The sequence below is a fragment of the Algibacter amylolyticus genome, assembly GCF_014202225.1.
GTDB lineage: Bacteria > Bacteroidota > Bacteroidia > Flavobacteriales > Flavobacteriaceae > Algibacter_B > Algibacter_B amylolyticus.
On sequence record NZ_JACHGE010000010.1, the window covers coordinates 185,766 to 204,326 of the forward strand.

The 18,561-nt window shown below is 34.0% G+C and carries 15 protein-coding genes; 9 read left to right on the top strand and 6 right to left on the bottom strand.

What is annotated here, in order from left to right:
• Positions 1–21 precede the first annotated feature (21 nt).
• Positions 22–1,206, top strand: coding sequence for a pyridoxal phosphate-dependent aminotransferase (locus HNQ90_RS16530; protein WP_144116777.1), 1,185 nt, complete (start codon positions 22–24; stop codon positions 1,204–1,206).
• A gap of 315 nt (positions 1,207–1,521) precedes the next feature.
• Here HNQ90_RS16530 and HNQ90_RS16535 read toward each other — a convergent pair whose 3' ends face one another.
• The 4 genes from HNQ90_RS16535 to trkA form a co-directional block, all read right to left on the bottom strand.
• Positions 1,522–1,788: a hypothetical protein gene (locus tag HNQ90_RS16535; RefSeq protein ID WP_144116778.1), complete on the bottom strand. Its 267-nt coding sequence runs from the start codon at positions 1,786–1,788 to the stop codon at positions 1,522–1,524.
• A gap of 12 nt (positions 1,789–1,800) precedes the next feature.
• On the bottom strand, positions 1,801–2,067 hold the full coding sequence (locus HNQ90_RS17915) for a hypothetical protein (RefSeq protein ID WP_144116779.1): 267 nt from the start codon (positions 2,065–2,067) through the stop codon (positions 1,801–1,803).
• Positions 2,068–2,339: 272 nt separating this feature from the next.
• Positions 2,340–3,833: a TrkH family potassium uptake protein gene (locus HNQ90_RS16540; RefSeq protein WP_144116780.1), complete on the bottom strand. Its 1,494-nt coding sequence runs from the start codon at positions 3,831–3,833 to the stop codon at positions 2,340–2,342.
• A 16-nt stretch (positions 3,834–3,849) separates the two neighbouring features.
• Complete coding sequence (gene trkA, locus HNQ90_RS16545; protein WP_144116781.1) at positions 3,850–5,199, bottom strand: Trk system potassium transporter TrkA; 1,350 nt, start codon at positions 5,197–5,199, stop codon at positions 3,850–3,852.
• A gap of 317 nt (positions 5,200–5,516) precedes the next feature.
• Here trkA and ubiE point away from each other — a divergent pair, with 317 nt between their 5' ends.
• On the top strand, positions 5,517–6,242 hold the full coding sequence (gene ubiE, locus HNQ90_RS16550; protein ID WP_144116782.1) for a bifunctional demethylmenaquinone methyltransferase/2-methoxy-6-polyprenyl-1,4-benzoquinol methylase UbiE: 726 nt from the start codon (positions 5,517–5,519) through the stop codon (positions 6,240–6,242).
• A gap of 4 nt (positions 6,243–6,246) precedes the next feature.
• The gene (porT, locus tag HNQ90_RS16555) at positions 6,247–6,978 is read left to right on the top strand and encodes a type IX secretion/gliding motility protein PorT/SprT (protein WP_144116783.1); all 732 of its coding nucleotides are present in this window, start codon (positions 6,247–6,249) and stop codon (positions 6,976–6,978) included.
• Positions 6,979–7,048: 70 nt separating this feature from the next.
• On the opposite strand, the gene HNQ90_RS16560 is transcribed toward porT, so the two are convergent.
• A complete protein-coding gene (locus HNQ90_RS16560; RefSeq protein ID WP_144116784.1) occupies positions 7,049–7,768 on the bottom strand; it encodes a TrmH family RNA methyltransferase in 720 nt (239 codons plus the stop codon).
• 173 nt (positions 7,769–7,941) lie between these two features.
• On the opposite strand from HNQ90_RS16560, the gene tamL reads away from it, so the two are divergent.
• The 3 genes from tamL (at position 7,942) to accD (ending at position 12,871) form a co-directional block, all read left to right on the top strand.
• Complete coding sequence (gene tamL, locus HNQ90_RS16565) at positions 7,942–10,491, top strand: translocation and assembly module lipoprotein TamL (protein WP_144116785.1); 2,550 nt, start codon at positions 7,942–7,944, stop codon at positions 10,489–10,491.
• 135 nt (positions 10,492–10,626) lie between these two features.
• A complete protein-coding gene (fbaA, locus tag HNQ90_RS16570) occupies positions 10,627–11,694 on the top strand; it encodes a class II fructose-bisphosphate aldolase (protein WP_144116786.1) in 1,068 nt (355 codons plus the stop codon).
• A 319-nt stretch (positions 11,695–12,013) separates the two neighbouring features.
• Entirely contained in the window at positions 12,014–12,871 is an 858-nt protein-coding gene (accD, locus tag HNQ90_RS16575) for an acetyl-CoA carboxylase, carboxyltransferase subunit beta (protein ID WP_144116787.1), read from the top strand.
• A gap of 72 nt (positions 12,872–12,943) precedes the next feature.
• Here accD and HNQ90_RS16580 read toward each other — a convergent pair whose 3' ends face one another.
• Positions 12,944–14,080 (bottom strand): sensor histidine kinase, encoded by a 1,137-nt coding sequence (locus HNQ90_RS16580; RefSeq protein WP_144116788.1) that lies wholly within the window; start codon positions 14,078–14,080, stop codon positions 12,944–12,946.
• 187 nt (positions 14,081–14,267) lie between these two features.
• On the opposite strand from HNQ90_RS16580, the gene rpsO reads away from it, so the two are divergent.
• The 3 genes from rpsO (at position 14,268) to HNQ90_RS16595 (ending at position 18,424) form a co-directional block, all read left to right on the top strand.
• Positions 14,268–14,537 (top strand): 30S ribosomal protein S15, encoded by a 270-nt coding sequence (gene rpsO / locus HNQ90_RS16585; RefSeq protein ID WP_144116789.1) that lies wholly within the window; start codon positions 14,268–14,270, stop codon positions 14,535–14,537.
• Between the two features lie 333 nt (positions 14,538–14,870).
• Positions 14,871–17,129 carry a polyribonucleotide nucleotidyltransferase gene (locus HNQ90_RS16590; protein ID WP_144116790.1) on the top strand — a complete coding sequence of 753 codons (2,259 nt, stop codon included), beginning with the start codon at positions 14,871–14,873 and terminating at the stop codon, positions 17,127–17,129.
• Positions 17,130–17,257: 128 nt separating this feature from the next.
• Positions 17,258–18,424 carry a tyrosine-type recombinase/integrase gene (locus HNQ90_RS16595; RefSeq protein ID WP_144116791.1) on the top strand — a complete coding sequence of 389 codons (1,167 nt, stop codon included), beginning with the start codon at positions 17,258–17,260 and terminating at the stop codon, positions 18,422–18,424.
• The last annotated feature ends 137 nt before the right edge of the window (positions 18,425–18,561 follow it).

The following is an 18,561-nucleotide window of genomic DNA, read 5'->3' on the forward strand; positions in this document are numbered from 1 at the left end:
GATTAAACAAAAAAACTAACAATGCAATTACTATCTGATAGAATTTTAAACATGGCAACGTCTGCTACTTTAGCAATGGCAGCCAAAGCAAGAGAACTTAGAGGCGAAGGAAAAGATATTATTGGTTTAAGTTTAGGAGAACCTGACTTTAACACTCCCGATTTTATTAAAGACGCTGCTATACAAGCTATTAATGATAACTACAACTCGTACACTCCAGTTGATGGTTACGGCGAATTAAAAGATGCTATTATTACTAAGTTTAAGCGCGATAACAATTTAACGTACACACCCGCTCAAATTGTAGTTTCAACTGGAGCAAAACAATGTTTAGCAAATATTGCCGGCGTTATGCTTAATGAAGGCGACGAAGTACTTTTACCTTGTCCATACTGGGTTAGTTATGCAGATATTGTAAAGCTTTACGATGGTGTACCTGTAGAGGTAAAAACATCTATAGATACAGATTTTAAAATGACTGCTAGTCAACTTGAAGCAGCTATTACACCAAAAACAAAAATGATTTGGTTAAGCTCTCCTTGTAACCCAAGTGGATCTGTTTATACTAAAGCTGAATTAAGAGCATTAGCAGACGTACTTGTAAAGCACCCAAATATTTATGTGGTTTCAGATGAGATTTATGAACATATTAACTATGGTGAAGGTCATGCAAGTATGGCTGGATTTGAAGATATGTACAACAATACTATTACAGTAAACGGTGTTTCTAAAGCATTTGCAATGACTGGATGGCGTATAGGTTACATTGGTGGTCCAGAAAAAATTGCAAGAGCTTGTAACAAATTGCAAGGACAAATGACAAGTGGTGCTAACTGTATTGCTCAACGTGCAGTAATTACAGCTTTAAACGAGCCGCCTTCTCGTGTACAATACATGATAGACGAGTTTAAAGAGCGTCGCGATTTAATATTAGGATTAGTAAACGATATTGAAGGCTTTAAAGCTAACACACCAGATGGTGCGTTTTACATTTTCCCAGATGTTACTCACTTTTTCGGAAAAACATTACGTGGTAAGAAAATAAACAATGCTACCGATTTTTCTTTATACCTATTAGAAGAAGCCCTTGTTGCAACCGTAACTGGTGCAGCTTTTGGAAATCCAGATTGTATTAGAATTTCGTATGCCGCTTCGCAAGAACAAATTATCGAAGCCATTAAACGTATTAAAGAGGTTGTAAGCTAGTCATACCTCTTTTAAATATTTAATTCAGACCTGTTAAGTTTTAAAAAACTGACAGGTCTTTTTTTTGGATAATACGTTAACATAAAGTTTTTGGGCGCCTGCCTGCCGGCAGGCAGGTTACCACACCCTTCGTCTATACTCAGGACAAGCTGTCAGGCTTTCCGCTACAAGTCCTCGCTTCCGGATAAAAAATCTGTCGCTGTGGGCTTTCCACTGCAATCCCTAACGCGAAATACCTCACCAATTTTAAAAATCGGTGAGGTATTTTAATTTAACAATTACCTGTTTCTAATATTTGATAACAAATTACTTTTCTCATTGTAACAAAAACCAAAATAAGGGGACGATAACAAAAAGCAATAGTAAAAACACAACTAAGTATTTAATTCTTGCTTCTCTATGTTCTTTTTTAAGTCTTTGCTTAATTTCAATTAATTGCTCTGGTGTAGCTTGTGGAAACTCTTTTAGTTCAATATTAGCATAACTACCTCCTAAAGCGCCTTTCTCTCTTCGTTTTGATGTAAGACTCCTATTATTCTTTAATGAAGTAATTGCCGCCATTGCAGATCCTTCTCCTCCCATAATTTCTAAGTTTTATACTATTATATATACTATCGCTGAGACTAAAAGAGGTGTTAATAGTAGTGTAAGCGTAAATTCTTTTAATACAGTATTTCTATTATCTTGTTGAGTCCTTAATCTTATGTTCTCTAATTGCTCTGGAGTTGATTCTGGCAAATTTAACCGCGGACTTTTTGACCAATCGAAACCTCCCAAAGTTTTTCTAAACCTTCTGCTTTTATCAAGCATGATAGATTTATTGCTTTTAATTGTGGATTGAAACGATTCACCGAAAGGCATAATAGATTTTTTTTGATATAATCTTACCTATTAATAACAAGATTATCATTTCTTATATGTAGCATTTTTCTATAAAATGTTACAGTGTTTTGAAAGATTTATTATTAAAAGCCCTTAGAAAAAAAGTAGGATATAGCAGAAATAAATATAAATAGCAGACAAACCCGCGTTAGCGATTGCAACGGAAAGCCCACAGCGACCTTTTTGGAGCGAGGACTTGTAGAGTAAAGCGCGACCCTCGTGGTAACGCCCATATAACTAAAGACAAAATATTATCTATTACGCCAGAAAAAAGGTGTAAGTAAAATAAGAACCGTAAACAGCTCTAAACGCCCAATAAGCATTAAAAAGGATGCCCACCACTTACCTAATGCTGGTAATGCGGCATAATTATTTACGGGTCCGAAATCGCCTAATGCAGGACCTACATTTCCTAAGGTTGAGGCCGCTAGACCCACGGAAGATTTAAAGTCGATTCCCATCATAGAGAACACCAACGCCCCAATAATAAACGACAACATATACAGGATAAAAAACCCTAAAATATTGAAAACGATATCGCCAGAAATAGCACGTTTATTATAACGCACCGGAATAATAGCACTTGGGTGCAGTGTACGCTTAAACTCTAAAAAACCGTTTTTAATAAGTATTAAATGACGTACTACTTTTACACCTCCAGAGGTACTTCCGGCAGAACCTCCTAGGAACATGAGTCCGAAAAAGAATACCACTAAAAAGGGTGTCCATAAGGTATAATCGGCCGTTACAAAACCGGTTGTTGTTATTACAGATATGACTTGAAACAGCGCGTGCCTAAATGCACTTTCTGCACGCCCCCAAACCATTGGATGCGCTATACTAGATTGCGATATATCTGCCCTGAAATAAATTATAACTGCTGCTATTATTGTAAAAATGGCCACAAACTTAAAGTAGAGTTTAAACTCCTCGTCTTGGATGGCTTTTTGCACTTTGCCTTTAAATGCAAAGTAACTAAGTACAAAGTTTGTACCTGCTAAAAACATAAAAAGGATAATAATGTATTGAATAACAGGATCTCCATTCCAGTAGGCAACACTAGCATTTTTAGTAGAAAACCCTCCTGTAGATAGTGTACACAAGGCATGATTTATAGCATCGAAAAAGGACATGCCGGCAAGCTTTAACAATAAGGTTTCTGCTGCTGTATAGCCAAAATAAATAAGCCATAATCGTTTGGCAGTATCCGTAATTCTGGGATGCAATTTATCTGCACTTGGTCCTGGTGCTTCGGCTGCAAAAAGCTGCATACCTCCAATACCTAAAAGTGGCAATATGGCAATGGCTAAAACGATAATTCCCATACCACCAATCCAATGCGTCATACTACGCCAAAACAACACCCCTTTAGGCACCGCTTCAATATCATTTAAAATAGAAGCGCCTGTCGTTGTAAAACCTGACATAGTCTCGAAAAAGGCATCTGTAAAACTTGGAATACTTTCTGTAAAAATGTAGGGTAATGCACCAGATAAAGACATTATAATCCACCCGAAACTAACTACTATATACCCTTCGCGTTTATTCATTTCTTTACTATGATCTCTAGTAAAAAACATGGTAATAACACCACTAATTAAAGTAGCTAAACCTGAAAGAAATAATTGAAACGTAACACCATCCTTATAAATTAAACTTACTAATGCCGACAGTAACATGAAGCCACCATTAAATAGCAAGAGTAATCCCAAAAAATGGAAAATGATTTTATAATTAAGTTTCATGGACTTTCTCACTATTTTAACGGAATAATTTTTCGACTCCTTTAATAGATTGTAATAAACTACAAACTACCACTCTATCGCCTTCTTGAATTTTAAAATCACCTAAAGCAATTTCACCTTTTCCGTTTCTAACCACACCGCCAATAATTGCAGAACGTGGGAAATCGATTTTTTTAATATACTTATTACAAATGGCCGAAGAAGCTTTAACCTCAAATTCTAATAATTCGGCATTCATATTACTAAGCTTCGTCATGGCAACCACTTGCCCTTTTCGTATATACCTAAATATATTATTGGCAGCTAAAAGCTTTTTATTTATTAATGTTTCTATACCCACCGAATGAGACAACTCGAAATAATCCATATTCTCTACAAGCGCCACCGTTTTCTTTACACCTTTAGATTTAGCCACTAAACAAGACATAATATTGGTTTCAGAATTAGCACCTACGGCAATAAAAGCATCCATACCGCTAATATTTTCTTCGTCTAATAAATCTACATTTCTACCATCACTTTGTATTACTAAAACATTAGGCAAATCGTCTGCAATATCAAAAGCACGTTCTTTATTAGCTTCTAAAAGCTTTACGTTAAATCCTTTATTACTTAAATCTCTAGCTGTTTTATAACCAATTTTACTACCGCCCAAAATCATAACGTCTTTTATCTCGTTATTAGCTTTACCGGTTAGTTTACAAAGCTCTTCGCCTCCTCCTTCCGAAGTAATAAACACAACATTATCGCCTCTTTTAAACTTGGTATCTCCTCTAGGGATAATGGTGTATTGCGTACCAAAACGTTGTAAGGCTATAGGAACAAAATGGATTTCTGGAAATATCTTAGCTGCTTCTTTAACCGTTTTACCCACAAAAGCTGCAGATCTTGATAAGTTTAAACCTATCATAGTTAATGCCCCACCTTCAAATTCGTAACTATCATTAAAAGACGATTGTTTTAAAGACAACTCAATTTCGGCAGCAGCCAACGATTCAGGAGAAATTAACTCATCAATACCAAATTTGGTAAAACCAACCTCATCTTTATGATGTATAAACTCGGTATTAGTAATTCGCGCAATAGTTTTTGCTGCCCCTAATTGTTTTGCTAAAACACAAATAGTAATATTAGTAGTTTCGCTTGCAGTAACAGCTATAAAAAGCTCGCAGTTTTCTACACGCGCTTCTTTTAAGATAGCTATTGAGGTGGAATCGCCTCGAATAACTTTAATATCTAAATGCGTATCGGCGTAGGCTAAACTTTCTTTGTCGGTATCAATTAAAGTAATCTCTTGAGACTCGTAAGACAATAATTTTGCTAAATGAAACCCAACTTCACCAGCACCAGCAATAATTATTTTCACTCGTTTAATTTTTTATAATGGTATGATTACAAATAAAAAACTGAAGCCTATGTGATATACTATAGTGCTTAATTTATTTTTTCTTATTCATAAAAAAGTACCACAAATATACTATAAAATAGAACTTCGATCATAAAGGGGCATTAATTTAATTATTTATAATCCTGTTATGTTTAACTTTTCTAATAGTTTATCTTTCCCTCTAGTGTTTCTATTTTATATTTTTGCTTCGGATAACCTAAACAATTTATTTTGACTTAATTTGATATATTAAAGTAAAAATAAATTATGTAGGTTTGCATCAAAATTTTTAAGATTTGACAAAAGTAAAGCCATACAAGGACAGCGACTTAGGTAAAAAAGAACAGGTAACAAAAATGTTTGATACCATATCGGGAGATTACGATGGGTTAAATCGTGTAATTTCTTTCGGCATTGATATTAAGTGGCGAAAAAAGGTCGTTAAAATAGTTAAAGAAGCTAACCCAGATTCTATTTTAGATATCGCTACAGGAACAGGAGATTTAGCTATAAACCTTGCCGAAACCAATGCAACTAGAATTGTAGGTTTCGATATTAGTAGTGGCATGCTTGAAATAGGAAAGCAAAAAGTAACTAAAAAAGGTTTAGACTCTAAAATAGAAATGATTTTAGGAGATTCTGAAAATATGCCTTTTGATGATAATTCTTTTGATGCTATAACGGTTGCTTTTGGTGTTAGAAACTTTGAATCCTTAGAAAATGGTTTAAAAGAAATTTACAGAGTACTTAAACCCAATGGTACTTTTGTTATTTTAGAAACCTCTATGCCAACAAAAACACCGTATAAACAAGGTTATAATTTTTATACAAAAAACATACTACCTTTAATAGGAAAAGCATTTTCTAAAGACAGAAGTGCTTATAAATATTTATGCGAATCGGCATCTGTTTTTCCTTTTGGAGAAGCATTAAACAATATTTTACGTAATATTGGGTTTATAAATGTTGAAGATTTTCCACAAACTTTAGGTGTGGCAACAATTTATAAATCATCGAAGTAATTATATGAAATACCTTTTTGCATTAATATCATTTCTATTTATCGTTGAAACCTCTAACGCTCAACTTTTTAAAAAAGAAAAAGTTAGTTACGATGCCAACCAAGGTCGAGGATCTACAGATAACAACCTACTACGTTGGGGCTATTTTTTAGGTATTAATAGCTACGATTTTAATTTTGATTACAAGAACGATTTAAGAGATATTTATGTAAAAAAGAGTCCCGGTTTTAGTGTGGGCTTAATAGGAAACCTGAGAATTAACGAGTTTATAGATATCCGTTTAGAACCAGGTTTATTAATTACAACACGAGAGCTTTATTACAGTCCGGAGTGGTTTCAAGGTGAACCAGATGTTAAAGATTCCGATTTTATTAGAGAAGTAAAATCAACCTATATACACCTTCCGCTTTTACTAAAACTATCTACAAAACGCATTAACAACTTTAAACCTTTTATTGTTGGTGGTTTTTCTACTGCGCTAAACTTATCTAGTAACGAGGATAACCCAGAGGACAATAAAAACGGACAATTTAGAACTACTAAAAGCTCATTGTTTTACGAACTAGGTTTCGGTATAGACTTCTATTTGTATAATTTTAAATTCACACCGTCTATACGTGGTCTTTTTGGAATTAATGACGAACTAGTAAGAGACGAAGATCCTAACAGCCCGTGGACCTCTAATGTTGCAAATATGCAAACGCGAGGTGTTTTTGTTAATTTCACTTTTCAATAAAAAGCTTGTTATAAACTTTATATACCGCTAAGTTAATTGCAAACTGCTATTTAAGACTGTGTACTTTTTTTTAGCCTCTTCTAAACTCGCTCAATAAAATTGCAGTTGCTGTTGCTACATTTAAACTTTCTGTGGCCTGCAATTCACCAAATCTAGGAATGGATATTTTTTCGGTAATAACCGCTTCTACTTCTTTGGATACGCCATTGGCTTCATTACCCATTAATAATATTCCGTTTTTAGGCAATGCACTTTTATAAACATTTTCACCTTCCATAAAAGCACCGTAAACAGGTAAATTACTCCCTTTTAAAAACGGAACCAAGTCTATATAATTTACATTAACACGTGTTATAGAACCCATAGTAGCCTGTACAACCTTGGGGTTAAAACGATCTACAGTTTCTTTACTACAAACTAATTCTGTAACTCCAAACCAATCACACAATCTAATAATAGTGCCTAAATTTCCTGGATCTCTAATGGCATCGAGTACCACAATTAAACCAGTCGTATCAATAGGCTTTGGCTCTGGCATTTTAAATACGGCCAATGCTGTATTTGGCGTGGTTAAAAAACTAATGCGTTTTAATTCTTGATTGGACACAATAACTTCCTCTTTGGCATCAAAATTGAAAGTCCTTGTAGTATATAATTTGTAAAGCTCTAAATGAGATTGTAACAGTTCGGTTATTGTTTTAACACCTTCAACAACAAAAAAACCATGTTGTTGTCTATATTTTTTTTGCTTTAAACTCGTTATTAATTTTATTTGACTTTTAGAAAGCATGCAAGTATTATAATTTTTTTATAAAGAAAAGAAATTATTGACAAGATACATCAACAGACTACTTATTTAAATATTTTTTAAGATTAAAATAATGTATTTTTGATGCTTGAACTAAGTTAGTTTATTGAATCTAATCGTTTTAACATATCACTTTTAATTTAATTATTACGCATTTGAAAAAACAACTCTCCAATATATTACGCCTTACACTAGTTTTGGGTTTCCTTTACTCCTGCGATGCTACAAAAAGAGTTGCTAAAGATGAACATTTACTTACAGAAACTTCTATAATTGTAAATGATAAAAAAAACAATACCGAAGAGATAAACAACTTATTATATCAAACAACCAATAGAAAAATTCTTGGCACACCCTTAAGATTACACATTTATAATACAGCTAGACCAAACAGAGATTCTCTTTTTGAAGCTTGGTTAGATAAAAAACCAAATCGTAGAGCGAGACTTGAGAAAAAGTACTCTAAAAAGCAAATTGATAAACTTAAAGAATCCGCTATTGGATTTAATAATTGGCTAAAAAGAACAGGCGAAGCTCCCACCATTTTAAGCGAAGAGAAAACAAAACGTTCTACCAAACGACTAGAAGATTACTACTTTAATAATGGTTGGTTTAATGTAAAGGCCAACTATAATATTGAAAGGAACGATAACAAACGTGCTAAAGTTGACTATACCGTAAAAACCGGACCCGCATTTTTAATTGATTCTATAGCAAAAACAGTAAAGTCGCCTATTGTCGATTCACTTTATAAAAAAATTCAGGATAAAGCACTTATAGTTCAGGGCGAACAATACCGAACTAGTAGTTTTGAGCAAGAACGCGAAAGAATTTCTACAGAATTAAGAAACTTAGGTGTTTACCATTTTAATCAAGATTACGTTACCTTCGAAATGGATACTATTGGCACCAATAAAAAGGTTAACGTTGGGATAAAAATTCAAGATAGAGCTATAAGAACTGCCGATTCTATTAGACGCGAACCCTTTAAAGTATATTACATTGATGATGTTAATATTATTACCGATTATACTTTCGAGAACAGAAACAAACCGTTTCAAGATTCTATTTCGTACGGTGGTTTTAAGCTATTTAGTTATGGCAAAATGCGTTTTCGACCTAAGGCACTAACCGATGCTGTATTTATTTCTCCGGGTAAAGTATTTAGAGATCTAGATAGAACGCGTACTTACAGTTATATCAATCAGCTTCGCACCTTTAAATATCCTAATATTGAATATTTTGAAAATCCAGATAACACATTAAAAAGCACTATTAGATTAACCCCTTTAAAAAAGTTTAATTTAGATTTTAGTGCCGATGTGTCTCAAAGTGATATTCAAACCGTTGGCTTCTCATTAAACCCAAGCTTACAAATTAGAAATATTTTTGGAGGAGCAGAAACCCTAGCAATATCTGGAATAGCATCTATTGGAGCCTCAAAAGATTTGAGGGAAGATGGTGACCCATTTTTTGATATTAATGAGTTTGGAGCCGATTTAAAATTAACCATACCAAGAATATTTTCACCTTTTTACACCGAAAATATTATACCTAAATACATGTCGCCTAGTACAAGTATTGGTCTAGCAACAACAAGCCAAACCAATATAGGATTAGACAAGCAAACCTTTAGCGGCAATTTTAGCTACAATTGGTACCCTAATAAGCAAGTTAGTAACCGCTTAGACCTTTTTAACATTCAATATGTAAGAAACCTAAGAACCGAAAACTACTTTAGTATTTATACGAGTTCCTTTAATAGTTTGGAGAATATAGCACTAGAAAGTTACAACACACCATCGGAGTTTATCGAATTGGACGGCAATGAAAACGAACAGCTTATAGAGGAAAAAGCAGATGAGTTTATCGACTTGGTATTAAGCGATACAAGCTATGAATCAACCAATGCTAGCGATTACTTAACCGTTAGTAACATTGACGAACGTAAAAAACGACTAACAGAAAACAACCTTATTTTATCTTCGGCCTTTAGTTTCACACAAGATAATCGTACAAATCTGGTAGATAACGATTTCTCTATTTTCCGTTTTAAATTGGAGTTAGCGGGTAATTTATTGGCAAGCACCTCAAAACTGTTAGGGCTTAATAAAGATAGCGACGACAGGTATGAGTTGTTTAACGTCGCCTATTCACAATACGTAAAAACAGAACTAGATTATATAAAACACTGGGATTTAGGTAAGAAAAACACCTTAGCAACACGTGCCTTTTTTGGTATTGCTATACCCTATGGCAACTCTAACAGTATTCCGTTCTCAAAGAGTTTTTTTGGTGGTGGACCTAACGATAACCGTGCATGGGCAGCTTACAGCTTAGGCCCAGGAAGTTCAGAAAGCACTAACGAGTTTAATGAAGCCAACTTAAAACTAGCTTTAAGTGCCGAACAGCGCTTTAATTTATTTGGCAATTTAAACGGCGCTTTATTTGTAGATGCTGGTAACATTTGGAATGTACTAGACAATGTAGAAGACGACAACGCAACCTTTACCAGCCTTAGCTCCTTAAAAGATATTGCTGTAGGTTCTGGTTTTGGTTTACGCTACGATTTTAGTTTTTTCGTATTCCGTTTTGATATAGGTTTTAAAACCTACGATCCATCTTATACAGATCAAAACCGATGGTTTAACGATTATAACTTTGCCAATGCGGTATATAACATAGGTATAAACTATCCATTTTAAGCAAATTATACCATTTTACACTATAACGTTTTAGTGTGATTTTTGCTGTTTCAAACCATAAAACATCTATAAATCATTTAAAATTTGATTACTTTTGATACTTAAGTAAATTCAAAAATTATAATAAACATAAAAATGGGACACAACATAAAACCAGGAGTAGCTACAGGAAAAGAAGTTCAAGAAATCTTCAATCACGCTAAAGCAAACAATTACGCTTTACCAGCTGTAAACGTTATAGGGTCTGATACCATAAATGGTGTTTTAGAAACAGCTAGAGATCTAAACGCTCCAGTAATCATACAATTTTCAAACGGTGGCGCACAATTTAACGCAGGAAAAGGTTTAAGTAACGACGGACAGAAAGCTGCTATTGCAGGTGCAGTTGCAGGTGCAAAACACGTGCATACTTTAGCCGAAGCTTATGGTGTTCCTGTAATCTTACATACTGATCACTGTGCAAAAAAACTATTACCTTGGATTGATGGTTTATTAGATGCTAGTGAAATTCATTATAAAGAAACTGGAAAATCATTATTCAGTTCTCACATGATTGACCTTTCAGAAGAGCCAATTGAAGAAAACATTGAAATTTGCAAGCAATATTTAGAAAGAATGTCTAAAATGGACATGACTTTAGAAATTGAGTTAGGAATTACAGGTGGTGAAGAAGATGGTGTAGATAATACAGATGTAGACGATTCTAAATTATACACACAACCAGAAGAAGTAGCTTACGCTTACGAAGAATTAAGCAAAGTAAGTCCTCAATTTACAATTGCAGCTGCATTTGGTAATGTACACGGTGTTTACAAACCAGGAAACGTAAAATTAACTCCAAAAATATTAAAGAATTCTCAAGAGCATATCTCTAAAAAATATGGTGTTGAGCATAATCATATCGATTTCGTGTTCCATGGTGGATCTGGATCTACAGTTGAAGAAATTCGCGAAGGAATTAGCTACGGTGTAATTAAAATGAATATCGATACAGATTTACAATATGCATTCATGGAAGGTATTCGTGATTACATGGGAGGTAAATCAGAATATTTAAAAGCACAAATAGGAAATCCTGATGGCGCAGATGTTCCTAACAAGAAACATTACGACCCAAGAGTATGGTTACGCGAAGGTGAAAAAACTTTTGTAGCTAGATTGAAAAAAGCTTTCGAAGATTTAAATAATGTAAACACTTTATAGATTAAAGTCAATTTACATTAAGCATATAAAAAAGGTTCTGTATATTACAGAACCTTTTTTAGGTTTACAAGCCTAAACTTAAAGTAATTATACCATAATAATTAATAAAAGTATAAGGGCGTTACCCCAAAATTAAAAAAAAGTTTAATTTTGTGGTCAGGCTTTCGGCAGTCGCTTCCCGATAAAAAATCGGGCGAGCTTCAATAAATGCCTCAATCCCTAACGCAATTGGCACTTCCGCAAAAGCAGGAATGTCATGAAACAAACTAAATTTTAAAAAGCTTTCCTTACACAAGGGAATACAAAATCATAAGTCACTATGTCTTGGTTTAAAAGAAAAACAAAAGGAATAACAACAACTACCGAAGAGAAAAAAGACACCCCAAAAGGGTTGTGGTATAAATCTCCAACAGGTAAAATTGTAGATACAGAAGAGTTAGAAAAAAACTTTTATGTAAGTCCAGAAGACGGTTACCATGTTAGAATTGGTAGTAGAGAGTATTTTCAAATCCTTTTTGACGACAATAAATTTAAAGAATTAGACGCCGACTTAGAATCTAAAGACCCGTTAAAATTCGAGGATACTAAAAAATATCCAGACCGTTTAAAAGCGGCTCAAAAGAAAACCAACTTAAAAGACGCCGTGCGTTGTGCCGTTGGAAAATCTAAAGGAAAAGATATTGTAGTGGCTTGTATGGATTTTTCATTTATTGGAGGTTCTATGGGTAGTGTTGTTGGCGAAAAAATAGCCAGAGCAGCAGATTATGCTTTAAAAAAGAAATTACCTTTAATGGTTATCTCTAAATCTGGAGGTGCTAGAATGATGGAAGCAGCATTGTCTTTAATGCAATTAGCAAAAACATCGGTAAAATTAGCACAATTAGCAGATGCAGGATTACCTTATATTTCACTATGTACAGATCCTACCACTGGAGGAACAACAGCATCGTTTGCTATGTTAGGAGATATTAATATTAGCGAACCAGGAGCATTAATAGGTTTTGCAGGACCACGTATTGTAAGAGATACAACAGGTAAAGAATTACCAGAAGGTTTTCAAACCTCAGAATTTTTGTTAGAACATGGTTTCTTGGATTTTATAACACTTCGAAAAGATTTAAAAGACAAGGTTAACCAATATATAGATTTAATATTAAACCAACCTTTAAGAGATTAGTTTAAAAACTACATAAAAGAAGCCTTATTAACAGTGTTAATAGGGCTTCTTTTTTTTATAATAATTGTATAATTATTTTAAACCACTAGTATTACTTTCTAGCACAAAGGTTGTTGGTCTTTTAAAACACACCGAAAACACGGTACCTATCCCAACTTCACTTTTTACCTTTACATGGCCACCTAAAGCTTCTATATGCGCTTTTGTTATAAAAAGACCAATACCCAAAGCATCATCGTTGTAATGGAATGTTTTATACATTTGGAACAAGGAGTCTCCAAACTTATCTAGATCAATTCCTAAACCATTATCTTCTATATGAAAAGCAACATGATCGTTTTCTATTTGGCTAGACAATTTTATAACGGTATCTCGAGTTTGATCGCGGTATTTTATAGCATTCGATAAAAAATTAAGTATTATACTATCTAAATAAGCAGGTATGGCATTAATTAAATGATCCTTATCTACATGGTTTTCTATTACGCAATTTTTATTTTTTGCAATAGCGCTTATATTATAAATAGCTTGACTTACAAAGGTGTATAGGTTTAGTGCTTCTATTTTATTTTCGTCTACCGATTTAATTTTTGCTATTTCGGTAAGATGAGAAACCGTTTGGGTTAAGTTTATAACAGACCCTTTTAAAAGCTCGAAATTTTCATCTTGCACTAAATCATGCGCTTCTTCTTCTAAAAAAGAAACTAACGTACTTAAATTAGAGGTATGTGTTTTTAAATTATGGGTCACTATATCGGCAAAATTAGTTAATCTGTTATTTTGCTCTTGTGCCAACTCTAGTAAAATTTTTAATTGAGACTTACTTTCCTTACTACTTGTTATATCCAGAATTTGAGCTATAAAGTATATAGGCTCTCCATGATCATCTCTTAATAAAGACACCGATATTAAAGCCCATACAATATTTCCGTTTTTATGAAAATATCTTTTTTCTATTTGATATTTATCTATTTCGCCTTTTATTAAAAGTCGCATATTTTCAAGGTCGATATTTAAATCCTTTTTATGCGTAATTTGCTGAAACGATAACTTATACAGTTCTTCTTTTGAGTAGCCTAAATAGGTTGCTAAACTATCATTAACCTTTACCCATTTACCTTTTAAACTTACAATTGCTAGCCCGCCATTAGCAAAATCGAAAATATTTTTGAATAATTGTTCTTTTACAACGCTAATTCTATCAGGCATATAGGATAAATTTGTGTTTACTAAAAATAGCCTTTTTTTTACAATTATTGAAATCCTTACGTTATTAATTACAATAGTTATAAAAAAGATTTTTTACATAATATTCTAAACATTAAATTATTCACTATATTTGCCGCTCGAAAGAAAAACTTTCGTGTACATAAAAATCATTTACAATAATATTAGCATGTATTTATCAAAACAAGAAAAAGAAGAATTGTTCGCAAAACACGGTAAAGGAAAACACGATACTGGTAGTGCAGAAGGACAAATTGCGTTATTTACGCAAAGAATTGAGCACTTAACTGCTCATTTAAAAACGAATCGTAAAGATTACAACACTGAGCGTTCGTTAGTAATGTTAGTAGGAAAAAGAAGAAGCTTACTTGATTACTTAACTAAGAAAGATGTATTAAGATATCGTGCTATAGTTAAAGAATTAGGTTTAAGAAAATAAACTTAAATATAAAAGACCACGTTTTTATAACGTGGTTTTTTGTTTTTGCGTTAGGGATTGTAGAGGAAAGCCCACAGCCCGACGTAGGAGGAGCGAGGACTTGAAACGTAAAGCCCGACCCCTTGTGGGTAACGCCCAAATTATATAACTCGAGCGTAAGAGTTTAAATAACGCATTTAGAAGAAGCTAGATCCTGAAACGAGTTCGGGACTAAAGGTTTTTCATTGGTCAAGAGACATTTAATTGTCGCACACACAACTACACACAACAACACAACGACCATTGTTTAACATGATTTAGGCATGCATATGCTTGAGTTACAAGAAAAAATTTATGATTCCAAAAGTTTTTAAAGAGGTTATTGACCTAGGAGACGGTAGAGAAATCTCTATCGAAACCGGAAAATTAGCAAAACAGGCGCATGGCTCTGTTGTTGTTCAATCTGGAAAATGTATGCTTTTGTGTACTGTTGTTTCCAACTACAGACAAGCAGATGTTGATTTTTTACCTTTAACGGTAGATTACAGAGAAAAATTTGCTGCTGCAGGACGTTACCCAGGAGGTTTCTTTAAAAGAGAAGCACGACCTAGTGATGGAGAAGTTTTAACTATGCGTTTAGTGGATCGTGTTTTACGTCCGTTATTCCCGAAAGATTACCACTCTGAAACTCAGGTGATGATCCAGTTAATGTCTCATGATGATGATGTTATGCCAGATGCTATGGCAGGCTTAGCAGCTTCGGCAGCTATTCAATTATCAGATTTTCCTTTTGAATGCCCAATTTCTGAAGCTAGAGTTGGTCGTGTAAACGGTGAATTTGTTATTAACCCAACGCGTGCTCAATTAGCAGAGTCTGACATCGATATGATGATTGGTGCTTCGGCTGATTCTGTAATGATGGTTGAAGGTGAAATGGATGAGATTTCTGAAGAAGAAATGACTGAAGCCATTAAGTTTGCTCATGAAGCTATTAAAGTACAATGTGCTGCTCAAGTTGCATTAGCTGAGGCTTTTGGTAAAAAAGAAGTACGTGAGTATGAAGGTGAAAGAGAAGAAGCTGATTTAGCTGCTAAAATTCACGATATGGCTTATGATAAAGTATATGCTATTGCTAAAGCAGGTTCTGCTAAGCACGAGCGTAGTGCTGCATTTGCTGAAATTAAAGAAGAAATTAAAGCTAGTTTTACTGAAGAAGAACAAGCTGATTTTGGTGGATTAATTTCTAAGTATTACAGTAAAGCTGAAAAAGCTGCTGTTAGAGATTTAACATTAAATGAAGGTTTACGTTTAGATGGACGTAAAACTACGGATATTAGACCAATTTGGTGTGAGGTTGATTATTTACCTTCTACACACGGATCTTCTATATTTACACGTGGTGAAACTCAAGCTTTAGCTACAGTTACTTTAGGTACAAGTAGAGAAGCAAACCAAATAGATATGCCATCGTTTGAAGGTGAAGAGCGTTTCTATTTACACTATAACTTCCCTCCTTTTTGTACTGGTGAAGCTAGACCTATTCGTGGAACATCTCGTCGTGAGGTAGGACATGGTAATTTAGCGCAACGTGCATTAAAAGGTATGGTTCCTGCAGATTGCCCGTATACTGTACGTGTAGTATCTGAGGTATTAGAATCGAACGGATCGTCTTCTATGGCCACTGTTTGTGCTGGTACTATGGCTATGATGGATGCTGGTGTGCAAATGAAAAAACCTGTTTCTGGTATTGCTATGGGATTAATCTCGGATGCAGATTCTGGAAAGTACGCTGTCTTATCTGATATTTTAGGTGATGAGGATCACTTAGGAGATATGGATTTTAAAGTTACTGGTACTGCAGATGGTATTACGGCTTGCCAAATGGATATTAAGGTTAAGGGATTATCTTACGAGATTCTTGTAAATGCTTTAAAACAAGCGCGCGATGGTCGTTTACATATTTTAGGTAAAATTACCGAAACTATTGCAACGCCAAATGCAGATGTTAAAGATCATGCACCTACTATGGTTTCTAGACGTGTTCCTAACGAATTTATTGGAGCGTTAATTGGACCTGGAGGAAAAGTGATTCAGGAAATGCAAAAGGAAACAGATACTACTATCGTTATTAACGAAGATCCTGTTACCGAAGAAGGTATTGTTGAAATTTTAGGTGTTGGTAGAAAAGGTATTGATGCTGTTATGGCAAAAATAGATTCTATTTTATTTAAGCCTGAAGTTGGTAGCGTTTACGAAGTAAAAGTTATTAAAATGCTTGATTTTGGTGCTGTTGTAGAATATATGGATGCTCCAGGAAACGAAGTTTTATTACACGTAAGCGAATTAGCTTGGGAACGTACTGAAAACGTTACCGATGTAGTAAATATGGGCGATGTATTTGATGTTAAATACTTTGGTATAGACAAACGTACACGTAAAGAGAAAGTATCTAGAAAAGCACTTTTACCAAAACCAGAAGGTTATGTTGAAAGACCACCGAGAGACTCTTCTAGAGATAGTCGTGGTGGACGCGATAACAGAGGTAGAGATAATCGTGGACGCGATAACCGTCGTGATGATCGTAAACCTAGAGAAGATAAAAAGGAAGATTAATTTCTTTTACTAATCTATAATATATTAAAGCCTGTTTCTTAATTGAAACAGGCTTTTTTGGTTTAAAAAAAATAAATTGGTTGCAGAAAATTTTTACATTTATAAAAAAATTGTAATTTTATACAACTATGACTTCAATTACCTTAGAACCGCTTACTCATAATTCTAAAAGTTGTGTGGCTATAAAATTTCCTTATAACTTTAAAACCAAGGAATATATAAAGACGTTTAATGGCGTTTACTGGTCTAAGACACATCGTACGTTTTACATTTACTATGATGAAGTACGGCTAGAAGACCTTAAAAACCATATTACAAAAGGCGGTTTAGCCTTGATAAATACTGGTAAAAATGAAACTGTACCACGTTACAGAAAAGGCGCTAAAATAGAATTGGCTCCATTAAATGAAGAAAAAACTTTAGTATACCGGCATTTTCTTAAATTTTTGAAGGGCAAACGGTTTAGCGATAGCACCATTGCCTCTTACGGCGGTTTTATTCTAGAATTTTTACGTTTTACTGGCCAAAAACCTGTAAATGATCTTAACGAAAATGATGTAAGACATTATATAGAATGGGCGGTTAGCACCCTAAATTACGCTATTAGTACACACAGACAAATAGTAAGCAGCATAACCCATTTTGCATACTTTTATCCTGCATGTTCCATAAATACCGAAAAAATTTACATGCCTAAAAAGGATAAAAAGCTACCGGTTGTTTTAAGTATTGAAGAGGTGTTATTACTCATTCAGGTAACAAAAAACTTAAAGCATCGCGCTATAATAGCCATGCTTTACGGCTCTGGTTTAAGAATAGGCGAACTTATAGAACTTAAGCTTAGTGATTTTGATTTTAAACGTAAACAACTCTATGTAAAGAATGGTAAAGGCCGTAAGGACAGATACACAACAATTGCAGAAAGCCTTTTTCCTTTGTTAAAGAATTACCATAATACGTATAAGCCCAAAGTTTATTTTATAGAAAACCCCAAAGGAGGTACCTATAGTGCCCAGTCTATTCGTTCTTTTTTAAAAAGAAGCGTAGAATTGGCTGGTATAAACAAAGCTGTAACCCCGCATTCCCTAAGGCATAGTTATGCCACACATATGCTAGAGCAAGGTATAGATATACGCTATATACAAGAACTTTTAGGACATTCTAGACCAGAAACTACAATGATTTACACTCATGTTACCAGAAAGGATTTGCAAGAAATAAAAAGCCCACTAGATAATGTTGTAAAAAAATTATCTTTACAGGATAACAACGACAAAAAACTAACGATATCCTGATTTATTTACGGGATATGAAACATAAACGCAACTATATAACGAGTTACCTCTAATTACGCACTCACTCAAATCCAAAAAAATCTGAATTGAAAAACGCGGAATTAATCACTCAAAATCTGAAATTATTGAGTGACGGA

Bases quoted from the DNA above. Each gene is read 5' to 3' on its own strand.
- fbaA (WP_144116786.1), top strand. From the start codon at position 10,627: ATGGGACACAACATAAAACCAGGAGTAGCTACAGGAAAAGAAGTTCAA.
- porT (WP_144116783.1), top strand. From the start codon at position 6,247: ATGAAATACCTTTTTGCATTAATATCATTTCTATTTATCGTTGAAACC.
- HNQ90_RS16560 (WP_144116784.1), bottom strand. From the start codon at position 7,768: ATGCTTTCTAAAAGTCAAATAAAATTAATAACGAGTTTAAAGCAAAAA.
- HNQ90_RS17915 (WP_144116779.1), bottom strand. From the start codon at position 2,067: ATGCCTTTCGGTGAATCGTTTCAATCCACAATTAAAAGCAATAAATCT.
- HNQ90_RS16535 (WP_144116778.1), bottom strand. From the start codon at position 1,788: ATGGGAGGAGAAGGATCTGCAATGGCGGCAATTACTTCATTAAAGAAT.
- HNQ90_RS16590 (WP_144116790.1), top strand. From the start codon at position 14,871: ATGATTCCAAAAGTTTTTAAAGAGGTTATTGACCTAGGAGACGGTAGA.
- HNQ90_RS16540 (WP_144116780.1), bottom strand. From the start codon at position 3,833: ATGAAACTTAATTATAAAATCATTTTCCATTTTTTGGGATTACTCTTG.
- accD (WP_144116787.1), top strand. From the start codon at position 12,014: ATGTCTTGGTTTAAAAGAAAAACAAAAGGAATAACAACAACTACCGAA.
- HNQ90_RS16530 (WP_144116777.1), top strand. From the start codon at position 22: ATGCAATTACTATCTGATAGAATTTTAAACATGGCAACGTCTGCTACT.
- HNQ90_RS16595 (WP_144116791.1), top strand. From the start codon at position 17,258: ATGACTTCAATTACCTTAGAACCGCTTACTCATAATTCTAAAAGTTGT.
- HNQ90_RS16580 (WP_144116788.1), bottom strand. From the start codon at position 14,080: ATGCCTGATAGAATTAGCGTTGTAAAAGAACAATTATTCAAAAATATT.
- rpsO (WP_144116789.1), top strand. From the start codon at position 14,268: ATGTATTTATCAAAACAAGAAAAAGAAGAATTGTTCGCAAAACACGGT.